Below are 10,457 nucleotides of genomic sequence, written 5' to 3'. Positions count from 1 at the left end.
TCTTCATCCTCATCTCCAACGTGATTGGCCTTATCCCGGGCGCGAAGACGCCGACCGGCACCCTGTCCGTCACGTTCGCACTCGCACTGCTCTCTTTCCTGTACTTCAACTTCTACGGCATCAAGGCCAAGGGCGGCTGGGGCTACATCAAGTCCATCGCTCCTTCGGGCCTTCCTAAGCCGATGGTTCCCATCATCTGGTTCTTCGAGTTCTTCTCCCTGGTCATCCGCCTGCTGACCCTTGCCGTTCGACTTTACGGCAACATGTTCGCCGGCCACATGATCCTCGGCATCTTCGCGATCATGACCCAGTTCTTCATTCTCGATCTGGTCTCGTTCGCCAACCCCGCAGGCGTCGCCGCGATTGCATGGGCTGTGTTCCTCGTTGCCATGTACGCGCTCGAATGCCTCGTTGCCTTCCTGCAGGCATACGTGTTCTCCGTGCTGACGGCCGTGTACGTGGGCCTCGCTCAGGGCGAGCACTAGAACCGCGCGGGCCGCGCCCGCATCGCGCACAAAAGGCGCACGACTTCGGTTTCAACGACGTTTCCGTTAGAAACGCCGAGAGACATAGGTAAAGCAGTTTTTGAGAAAAGGCTCAGAAACGAAAAAAGGAGGAAAAGTGGAAGCTACTCTCGTTATCGCAGCCCTGAAGGTTGTCGGCTACGGCCTTGGCACCATCGGCCCAGGCATCGGTCTTGGTCTTTGCGGCTATGGCCTGTGCGTTGGCTCTGCACGTCAGCCCGAGCTCGCCGGCAAGCTCTTCACCAACGCGCTTATCTTCGGCGCTCTGGCTGAGGCACTCGCCCTTATCGGCTTCGTTCTCACCTTCATCTTCTAAATCGGCTGTATCGTTTTAGAAATACACGCTGAGAGAGAAGGTGGATGAGTGAAAGCAAAACTGAAGACGAAGTTGGCAAAGGCCGGTGTCGCAGCTGCATCTGCAGCAAGCCTTGCATGTGCTTTCCCCACCCTCGCGTTCGCCTCTGAGGAGAAAGAAGGCATCGCGGTGCTCATTCCCGATATGAATGAGTTCATTCCGATGCTCGTTGCCTTCATCATCATTCTCATCGTGCTGGCCAAGTTCGGTTGGCCCGTGGTTGACAACATCATCACGAAGCGCGAGAGCACCATCAAGGAAGCCCTTAAGAAGTCTGAGGAAGCCCAGGTAGAAGCCGAGCGCACGCTTGCCGAGTACAAGCGCCAGCTCGAGGAAGCCAAGGCTCAGTCCGCGAAGATCATCGCGGATGCGAAGGCTACGGGCGAGGCTGTCAAGGCCGACATCACCAACAAGGCCCAGGCTGAGTCTGCCCAGATGATCGAAAAGGCTCGCGGTGCGATCGAGGCCGAGAAGAAGGCCGCTGTCGCCGAGCTGCAGGGTTCTATCGCCGATTTGTCCGTCGACGTGGCTTCTCGCCTTGTCGGCCACGACCTGAACGACGATGAGCACCGCAAGATCATCGAGCATTACGTGACCGAGGCGGGCAGTTTCAATGCCTAATAACCGCCTCATCACCAAAGAGAAGATCGCCGCGTACGCATCGGTACTCCTCGATGCCGCGAACACTTCCGGCGGCCAAGACGCTGTTCTCGAAGTGCGCGAACAGGCGGAGAAGATCGTCTCCGTGATGCGGACGAATGTCGATCTTTCAGGCGCTCTGGAAGACGCGGCGTACACGCCCGAACAGAGGGCCCAGATTGCACGTGCGGCTTTTGCGCAGTGCAACCCTGCTTTCACCGAGGTTCTGGCCGTCATGGCTGAGCGCGGTGAGATCAAGTTGCTCCCGCAGGTCCGTGCAAGCTACGAAAACCAGGTGGAAACCAAGCTCAACCTGTGCATCCTCGATGTGACCACGGTTGTTGAGCTCGATGACCATCTGCGCGACATCATCAAGCAAAAAGCCGAATCCGAGCTGGGCATGAAGGTCGTTCTTCGCGAGCGCATCGACAAGTCCATCTTGGGCGGCATCATCATGAGCGCGGGCGACAAGCGCATTGACGCGAGCGTGGCTAGCCAGCTCAACAATGCGCGCATCGTGCTGAAGAAGAAAACAGATGGAGGTGAATGCTAGTGACTGAAATTACCGCACAGTCCATTGACGAAGCGCTGCGTAAGCAGTTGGCCTCCCTTGAAGTGAGCGTTGATTCCCGCGAGGTCGGTACCGTCATCCAGGTCGGCGACGGCATCGCTCGTGTTGACGGTCTGAAGAACGCGATGGCTGGCGAGCTTCTCGAGTTCGTCGGATCCAACGGTAAGACCGTGTTCGGCTTGGCCCAGAACCTCGAAGAGGATGAGGTCGGCGCCGTTCTTCTCGGTGACGTCACCGCAATCAAGGAAAATGATCAGGTCCGCACCACGGGCCGCATCATGGAGGTTCCGTCCGGCAAAGGCCTGCTCGGCCGTGTCGTGAACCCGCTCGGCATGCCGATCGACGGCAAGGGCGAGATCGAGGCCGAAGGCACCCGCCCGGTCGAGTTCAAGGCCCCTGGCGTCATCAGCCGTAAGCCTGTTCACGAGCCGATGCAGACCGGTATCATGGCTATCGACTCCATGATTCCTATCGGACGTGGCCAGCGCGAACTTATCATTGGCGACCGCCAGACCGGTAAGACCGCTATCGCCATTGACGCCATCATCAACCAAAAAGACGAAGACATGATCTGCATCTATGTTGCGATCGGTCAGAAGGCTTCCACGGTTGCCGGCGTTATGGAGACTCTTGAGCGCTACGACGCCATGAAGTACACGATCATCGTGTCCGCAACGGCTGCCGATTCCGCTCCGCTGCAGTACATCGCGCCTATGGCCGGTGCTGCAATGGGCGAGTACTTCGTCTACAACGGCGAAGACGGCAAGCCTGCAGGCCCGGAGAACCCGGGACGTCATGTGCTCATCATCTACGATGACTTGTCCAAGCAGGCGGTGGCCTACCGACAGATGTCGCTGACCCTCCGTCGCCCGCCGGGACGCGAAGCATATCCTGGCGACATCTTCTACCTGCATTCTCGCCTGCTCGAGCGTGCAGTCAAGATGTCCGACGAGTACGGCTGCGGCTCCATGACGGCTCTGCCGATCATCGAGACCCAGGCTGGCGACGTCTCCGCTTACATTCCGACCAACGTGATTTCCATTACCGACGGTCAGATCTTCCTGTCCACGGACCTGTTCTTCCAGGGCCAGCGACCGGCAGTTAACGTTGGTATCTCGGTTTCCCGCGTTGGCGGCTCCGCTCAGACCAAGGCTATGAAGTCTGTCGCAGGCACCCTGCGCCTCGACTTGGCCGCTTACCGCGAGCTGCAGGCATTCACGCAGTTCGGCAGCGACCTCGACAAGGCGACGCAGGATCAGCTGAACCGCGGCGCTCACATGACCGAGCTTCTGAAGCAGGGTCGTTACGTCCCGATGCCCTTCTACGATCAGGCTATCGCCATCTATGCTGGCGGTAACGGCTACCTCGACGATATCCCGGTTGCCGATGTTGTTCGCTTCCGTGGCGAGCTCATCGAGTACCTGCATGCGTCTAAGCCTGCCATCGTTGAGAGCGTCAAGACCGAGAAGAAGTTCACCGACGAGACCAAGACCGAGCTGAATGCCGCTATCGAGGCGTTCAAGACCCAGTTTTCGCCTTCGGTGTAAGGTAGGTATCATATGCCCAACCTTCACGACATAGAAAGGCGAATCAACTCCGTCACCTCGACGAAGCAGATTACGCGCACGATGGAGATGGTCGCGGCGGCGAAGATCCGTCGCGCCACCGACCGTGTGTTCAATGCGCTTCCTTGGGCTAACTGCATCTCCGACATGCTGATCAGCACGGCGAAATACGCCCCGCTCGATTCCGAGCCTCTGCTGATCACGCATGACGAGGTGAAGCGTGCCGTCGTCGTTGTGGTCACGTCGGATCGTGGGCTTGCAGGCGGTTTCAACAGCAACGTGCTCCGCGAAGCCGAGAAGCTTATCAAGGCGAAGGAAAAGCAGGGCATCGAGGTTGAGGTTATCGCTTGCGGTAAGAAGGCCATCGGCTACTTCAACTACCGTGGCGTCAAGCCGATCTTCGAGTTCCGCGATTTGTCTGCAGATCCTACCTACGAAGAGGCTGCAGAGATTTCCGCCTACATCGGGGAAGGCTACAACCACGGCTACGAGAACGGGCAGATTGACGAGGTTACCCTCGTGTTCAATCACGCCAAAAACGGTGCCGAGCAGACGCTCATCGTGCAGCAGGTTCTGCCGATCAACATGATGAGCTTTGCCGATGTTCTCGGTTTGGAGCCGAAGGAAGAGGACGTTCTCGAGCCTTATCGCGATGGGGAGAAGAAGATTCCCGGCGATGTGGACTTCGAGCCCGATGCTGCAACCGTTATGCACCAGCTCATGGTGGCGTACCTGCGCAACACGTTCTACTACGCGCTGATTGATTCGGCCGCAGCAGAGCAGGGCGCTCGTCGTACGGCTATGAAGTCGGCGACCGACAACGCTACCGAGATGGCCGAAACGTTGACCAGACTGTACAACCGCGTCCGTCAGGGCGCCATTACGACCGAGATTTCGGAAATCGTCGGTGGCGCAGCGGCTTTGGAGGATTAAATATGAGTGAACATTTGCTTACAAGAGAGGAGCTCGAGGCCAGCAAGGGCGCTACCGGCCGCATTGTGCGTATCGTCGGTCCTGTTGTCGACGTGGAATTCCCCGCGGAATCCATGCCGGGAATCTACAACGCTCTTACGGTTGACGCGAAGACGCTCGCGGGCGACATGCATGTCGTTCTCGAAGTTGAAACGCATCTTCCTGGTAACCTCGTCCGCTCCGTCGCTATGAGCTCGACTGACGGTCTGGTTCGTGGCCTCGAGGTGCTCGACACCGGTCATCCGATCATGATGCCCGTTGGCAACGAGACCCTGGGCCGCATCTGGAACGTCATGGGCGAGCCTGTTGACGAGAAGCCGATGCCCGATGTGACTGGCTATATGCCGATTCACCGTCCGGCTCCCGATTATGATCAGCTGTCCACCAAGACGGAGATCTTCGAGACCGGCATCAAGGCTATCGACCTCATCGAGCCGTTCATCAAGGGCGGCAAGACCGGCTTGTTCGGCGGTGCAGGCGTCGGCAAGACCGTTATCATCCAGGAGCTCATCAACAACCTCGCCCAGGAGCACGGCGGCACGTCCGTGTTCACCGGCGTAGGCGAGCGTACCCGCGAGGGTACCGACCTGTTCCTCGAGATGAGCGACTCCGGCGTTATCAACAAGACCTGCTTGGTTTACGGCCAGATGAACGAACCGCCGGGAGCGCGTCTGCGCGTCGGCCTCGCTGGTCTGACTGAAGCTGAGTACTTCCGCGATCAGGGCCAGGACGTTCTGCTGTTCGTGGACAACATCTTCCGCTTCACCCAGGCCGGTTCTGAGGTGTCCGCACTTCTCGGCCGTATGCCTTCTGCTGTAGGCTATCAGCCGACGCTGGCTACCGAGATGGGCGACCTCCAGGAGCGCATTACCTCGACCTCGACTGGTTCCATCACTTCGGTGCAGGCCGTTTACGTTCCTGCTGACGACTTGACTGACCCGGCTCCGGCCACCACGTTCACGCACCTCGACGCGAAGACGGTTCTTTCCCGTTCCATCGCTGAGCTCGGCATTTACCCGGCTGTCGACCCGCTGGAGTCCACCTCCCGCGCGCTCGACCCGCAGATCGTCGGCGAGGAGCACTACCGCGTGGCTGTCGGCATCCAGGAGCTTCTGCAGAACTATAAGGACCTCCAGGACATCATCGCCATCCTAGGTATGGATGAGCTTTCCGAAGAGCAGAAACTGGTCGTGAACCGTGCCCGTAAGGCGCAGCAGTTCTTCGGCCAGTGCTTCCACGTGGCCAAGCAGTTCACCGGCCTCGACGGCAAGTACGTCAAGCTCGAGGACACCATCCGTTCGTTCGGCGACATCCTCGACGGCAAGTGCGACGAGATCCCTGAGCAGTTCTTCCGCTTGAAGGGCTCCATCGACGAGGTGTACGCTGCTTACAACGAGTCGAAGGAAAAAGCCGATGCCTAGATTCCGTTGCACGGTGGCTATTCCGACCCGCGAGTTGTTCCACGGCGAGATCGAGTACGCTCAGATCCCGGGCAGTGAGGGCGACCTCGGCGTTATGGCCGGTCATGAGATGTTCGTGTGTACCAACCGCCCTGGCGTGTTGACGCTGACGCTCGATGAGGCCGGCAAGGATAAGCGCTACTTTGTGACGTACGGCGGATTCGCCCAGGTGCTCGACAACAACCTGTCGGTTCTCGCCCGTATGGGCAAGGACGTCGACAGCATCGATGTCGAGGAACTCACCGCTAAAGCGGCGAAGCTTCGTGAGGCTATCGCTCAGCTCGAGGGCAAGGGCGATGACCAATCGACGGCTCTGCTGGAAACGCACCGCACCAAGCTGGAGTGGTACGATCTTCAGCTCAAGGCTGTTGGTGCTGTGAAGTAGGCTTATCGCAGCCATCACTTGAAAAGAAAAGGCCGACTCCCGATGAGGGGGTCGGCCTTTTTGCTCGGTTACTTATGCCAATCGACGAGGCAGGAATCGAGGCCGGCGATAAGGGCCTCCTTGTCCATGTGTCGTCCGATGAAGCAGATCTTGTTCATGCGGTCGCCTACCTCCGGATCCCAGTCCTCCATGATTTCGGGGTACTCGGTGATAGCCTGCTTGCGCTCTTCTTCAGTGGCGGCGTCGACGAACATGCTGCTTTCATCCATCGTCATCTGGCGGCCCGCCTGCTCGAACACGTATGCGGTGTCGGGATGCTCGGTCACCCACATGATTCCCTTCGCGCGGATGATGCTCGTAGGCCATCCTTCCGCATATTCGTTGAGTTTGTCGAGGTCGAAGGGCTTGCGACGCTTGTAGATGAAGGTCTCGATGTCGTACTCGAGGACCTCGGGGTCGTCATGTTCCTCGGGATGTTCCATCGCATCTACCCAGGCGGCGGAGTTGTACGCCTTCTCGAAGTCGAAGCGGTTCGTGTCCAAAAGTTCGCTCATGGGAACGTCGCCGCGCGTCGCCTCCACGATGACCGCTTCTTTCTGCAAACTGTGAACGATTGCCTTCAACTCGTCCATCTGCTCGGGCGTTACCTTGTCGGCCTTGTTCAGGATGAGCGTCGAGCAGAACTCAATCTGTTGGATGAGCAGGCTTTCGATGTCGTCCTCGTCGATGTCTTCCTCCAGCAGGTCGCGTCCGCCGTTGAACTCGTCGTACATGCGCGCGCAGTCCACGACGGCGACGATGTTGTCCAAATCGAGCGGCGCGTGGCCCTCGTTTTTCGTCTGGTCGCAGAAGTCGGAGATGATATACGCGATGGGGATGGGCTCACAGATGCCCGATGCCTCGATGATGATGTAGTCGTACTTGCCCGCGTTCGCGATGTCGGTCAGCTGGTTGGCCAGGTCATCGGAAAGCGTGCAGCACAGACAGCCGTTCGTGAGCGGGATAAGGTCGCCGTCCATTTCGGAGAACCCGTTTGCGTCGATGAGCGCGGCATCGACGTTCACCTCGCCGATGTCGTTCACGATGACCGCGGCACGGATGCCCTCCTCGTTTGCGAGGATGTGGTTCAACAGCGTCGTCTTACCTGCTCCGAGATACCCGGTGAGCAGGATAATTTTGATTGGCTTTTCTTCTTCCACGAAACGCTCCTTTGCAGTTAGCTTGATTGCTTTTGTTTGCTACCGCCCACTTTACTCCAAAGGTGCTTTGCGCGTGGCCATCTCCATGTGAAACCGCGTGCAATCGAACAAAAGCTGTGGCTTTCGCGCAGCGACTGCGGTAAGCGAGACGGGTCTTGTCGCGCTGCGATACAATGCGGAGACGACACATGAATCGATGCCGGCCGCGCGAGGCTTTTCTTGCGCGGCCGCGTTGCGCATCCGCGCATTTCCCGTTCGCAGTACGCAGGAGAAGATACCTATGCCCGTAGACATCGCCACGTTGAATGGCCCTCAGGCCGAAGCTGTCCAGTGCACGGAAGGCCCGCTTTTGGTACTAGCGGGCGCAGGTTCGGGCAAGACGCGCGTGCTCACCTATCGCATCGCCCATCTCGTGGAGGACTTGGACGTGGCGCCGTGGGAAATACTTGCGATCACCTTCACCAACAAGGCCGCCGCTGAGATGCGCGAGCGCCTTCAGGGCATCATCGGACCGCGGTGCCGTGGCATGTGGGTCTCTACCTTCCACAGCATGTGTGTGCGCATGCTGCGCGCCGACGCCGAGCGCCTCGGCTTCTCGAAGAGCTTCACCATCTACGACACCGACGATCAGAAGCGCCTGTACAAGGAAATCATGGCCGAGCTCGACATCGACCCGAAGCGCTTTCCCGTAAACGCCCTCATGGGACGCATCTCCCAGGCGAAAAACGAGCTCATTGTGCCGGGTGATTTCGAGAAGCAGGCGATCGACCCGGTGGGGAAGGTGGCCGCCCGAATCTACACGCGACTGCAGGAGCGTCTGCGTGCCGCGAACGCTTTCGACTTCGATGACCTGCTCGTGTACGCGTATCTGCTGCTGAAGAACCACCCCGATGTGCTCGAGGCATACCAGGAGCGCTTCCGCTACATCATGGTGGATGAATATCAGGACACGAACCATGCGCAGTATGCTATCACCGGGCTTTTGGCGCAGAAGTACAAAAACATCATGGTCGTGGGCGACGACGACCAGTCCATTTACTCGTGGCGCGGTGCTGACATCCGCAACATCCTCGAGTTCGAGCAGGACTATCCCAACTGCCATACGGTGAAACTCGAGCAGAACTACCGAAGCGTGGGCAATGTGCTCGCCGCCGCGAACGCGGTCATCGCGAACAACCAGCACCGCAAGGCGAAGAAGCTCTTTACCTCCGCCGAGGACGGCGAGAAGATCCACGTCTATATGGCAACTGACGAGCGCGACGAGGGCCGTTGGATCGCGGGCGAGATCGAGAAGCGCCGCTCGGCAGGCATGTCGTACAACCAGATTGCCGTTTTTTACCGCACGAACGCCCAATCGCGCATGCTTGAAGACATGCTTTTGCGCGCGGGCGTGCCCTACCGCATCGTCGGCGGCACAAAGTTCTTCGATCGCGCGGAAATCCGCGACGTCATGGCGTATCTCACGCTGGTCGTGAACCCCTCCGACGACATCGCTGCGAAGCGCGTCATCAACGTGCCGCGTCGCGGAATCGGCAAGACCACCATCGAGCGCATCGAGCAGTTTGCCCGCGAGATGGGCATGACGTTCATGCAGGGGGCTGAGCTTGTCGTGCTTGACCCCGAGCTGCGCGCCTCGACCCGCCGCGCGGTGGGCGAGTTCGTGGAGCTCATCAAGGAGGCTCAGGAGTACTCAGGCGAGCTGCGCCGCGTGGTGGAGATGATCGTCGATCGCGCGGGGCTCATCTCGGCGCTCACCAACGAGAACACCGATGAGGCGCGCGGGCGCATCGAGAATATCCAGGAGTTCATGAGCGTCGTCGACGAGTTCTCGCAGACGCATGAGGAGGACGACGCTGAGTTTGCGGCCCCGACGGAAGGGGACGCGGTTGCCGGCGATGCGGAACCTGCGCGCGTGCTTCGCGGGGATTCTCTTGCCGATTTCATCGAATGGGTGCGCCTGCGTACCGATTTGGATACCATGGGGGAGGATGGAAAGGCTGTCACACTCATGACCGTGCACTCGTCAAAGGGCCTCGAGTTCGACTGCGTGTTCACGGCGGGCATGGAGGAAACGCTTTTCCCGCATATGAACAGCGTGAACGATGCTGCGGGAATCGAGGAGGAGCGCAGGCTTGCCTACGTTGCGATCACCCGTGCGCGAAAGGTGCTCTACCTCACGTGCGCGCAGCAGCGCCAGATTTTCGGCCAGACGTCGGCGAACCCGGTATCGCGCTTCATCCACGAGATTCCTGCCGAGCTGCGCCAAACCTCGGGGCTGGGCTCTGCGGGCTTTTCCGGCACTGGCTGGGAGAAACGCGGAAGCCGTCGCGGTATCGCGGGAAGCGGTACGGAAGCGGGCGGTGGTCGCGTGTTCGGGCGCTCGAGCGCATCGGGAAGCGCGGGTCGCGGCGACCGCGATCGCGCGGGCCGAAGCGGGCATACGGGCTCGAGTGTTCACGGCTCTGGCGGGTACGTGAACCCGAAGGCGGGCAAGAAGGAGGCGGCGGGCGTCACCTTCTCCGTCGGCGACGCAGTCGACCATAAGACGTTCGGCCGCGGCAAGGTCGTGAAAGTCGACGGTGACACGCTCCACATCCGCTTCGCGAAAACCGGCCAGACGAAGAAGCTTTTGAAGGACTACGCCCCCATTGTGAAGATTGGGTAGCTCAGGCGAGGGGCTGCAAGGGAAGGCCCATTTCCCTGGCAATCCCTCTATTTAGCGAGCGCCATCGAGCATGGGCTTTCCTTTCGGTTCGACTGCCGCTTTCCTTTAGCTTTGATGCTCCT

Annotated in this window: 10 protein-coding genes; 9 read left to right on the top strand and 1 reads right to left on the bottom strand. The window is 59.3% G+C overall.

Translation table 11 applies throughout. From position 1 onward, the window contains the following. The 8 genes from atpB to Q0G85_RS01710 form a co-directional block, all read left to right on the top strand. The coding region (gene atpB / locus Q0G85_RS01745; protein ID WP_297154144.1) for a F0F1 ATP synthase subunit A at nucleotides 1-485 on the top strand (485 nt) is incomplete at its 5' end. A gap of 136 nt (nucleotides 486-621) precedes the next feature. Next, nucleotides 622-840 (top strand): F0F1 ATP synthase subunit C, encoded by a 219-nt coding sequence (locus Q0G85_RS01740; RefSeq protein ID WP_158049784.1) that lies wholly within the window; start codon nucleotides 622-624, stop codon nucleotides 838-840. Nucleotides 841-888: 48 nt separating this feature from the next. Next, a complete protein-coding gene (gene atpF / locus Q0G85_RS01735; protein ID WP_296061266.1) occupies nucleotides 889-1,500 on the top strand; it encodes a F0F1 ATP synthase subunit B in 612 nt (203 codons plus the stop codon). Then, on the top strand, nucleotides 1,493-2,071 hold the full coding sequence (gene atpH, locus Q0G85_RS01730) for an ATP synthase F1 subunit delta (protein ID WP_158049782.1): 579 nt from the start codon (nucleotides 1,493-1,495) through the stop codon (nucleotides 2,069-2,071). The genes atpF and atpH overlap by 8 nt, the downstream gene beginning before the upstream one ends. Further along, entirely contained in the window at nucleotides 2,065-3,636 is a 1,572-nt protein-coding gene (gene atpA, locus Q0G85_RS01725) for a F0F1 ATP synthase subunit alpha (protein ID WP_211361052.1), read from the top strand. Before atpH ends, atpA begins: the two co-directional genes overlap by 7 nt. 12 nt (nucleotides 3,637-3,648) lie before the next feature. Further along, nucleotides 3,649-4,587 carry an ATP synthase F1 subunit gamma gene (gene atpG, locus Q0G85_RS01720; protein WP_158049780.1) on the top strand — a complete coding sequence of 313 codons (939 nt, stop codon included), beginning with the start codon at nucleotides 3,649-3,651 and terminating at the stop codon, nucleotides 4,585-4,587. 2 nt (nucleotides 4,588-4,589) lie between these two features. Further along, a complete protein-coding gene (gene atpD / locus Q0G85_RS01715; protein ID WP_297154142.1) occupies nucleotides 4,590-6,047 on the top strand; it encodes a F0F1 ATP synthase subunit beta in 1,458 nt (485 codons plus the stop codon). Beyond that, the gene (locus Q0G85_RS01710; protein ID WP_297154141.1) at nucleotides 6,040-6,471 is read left to right on the top strand and encodes a F0F1 ATP synthase subunit epsilon; all 432 of its coding nucleotides are present in this window, start codon (nucleotides 6,040-6,042) and stop codon (nucleotides 6,469-6,471) included. Before atpD ends, Q0G85_RS01710 begins: the two co-directional genes overlap by 8 nt. Before the next feature lie 68 nt (nucleotides 6,472-6,539). Here the strand turns inward: Q0G85_RS01710 and Q0G85_RS01705 are convergent, their stop codons facing one another. Next, the gene (locus Q0G85_RS01705) at nucleotides 6,540-7,670 is read right to left on the bottom strand and encodes a GTP-binding protein (protein WP_297154139.1); all 1,131 of its coding nucleotides are present in this window, start codon (nucleotides 7,668-7,670) and stop codon (nucleotides 6,540-6,542) included. Nucleotides 7,671-7,950: 280 nt separating this feature from the next. Between Q0G85_RS01705 and Q0G85_RS01700 the strand changes: the two genes are divergently transcribed. Next, nucleotides 7,951-10,335, top strand: coding sequence for an ATP-dependent helicase (locus tag Q0G85_RS01700; RefSeq protein WP_297154137.1), 2,385 nt, complete (start codon nucleotides 7,951-7,953; stop codon nucleotides 10,333-10,335). Nucleotides 10,336-10,457: the final 122 nt, after the last annotated feature.

Source organism: uncultured Ellagibacter sp., assembly GCF_934617235.1.
In the GTDB taxonomy this organism is placed as follows: Bacteria; Actinomycetota; Coriobacteriia; order Coriobacteriales; family Eggerthellaceae; genus Ellagibacter.
The sequence above is the reverse complement of the archived record's forward strand: the minus strand, read 5'-3'. Positions and strand labels throughout refer to the sequence as shown.

Coding starts and splice junctions, on each gene's coding strand:
- atpH (WP_158049782.1), top strand. CDS start 1,493: ATGCCTAATAACCGCCTCATCACCAAAGAGAAGATCGCCGCGTACGCA.
- atpA (WP_211361052.1), top strand. CDS start 2,065: ATGCTAGTGACTGAAATTACCGCACAGTCCATTGACGAAGCGCTGCGT.
- atpG (WP_158049780.1), top strand. CDS start 3,649: ATGCCCAACCTTCACGACATAGAAAGGCGAATCAACTCCGTCACCTCG.
- atpD (WP_297154142.1), top strand. CDS start 4,590: ATGAGTGAACATTTGCTTACAAGAGAGGAGCTCGAGGCCAGCAAGGGC.
- Q0G85_RS01710 (WP_297154141.1), top strand. CDS start 6,040: ATGCCTAGATTCCGTTGCACGGTGGCTATTCCGACCCGCGAGTTGTTC.
- Q0G85_RS01700 (WP_297154137.1), top strand. CDS start 7,951: ATGCCCGTAGACATCGCCACGTTGAATGGCCCTCAGGCCGAAGCTGTC.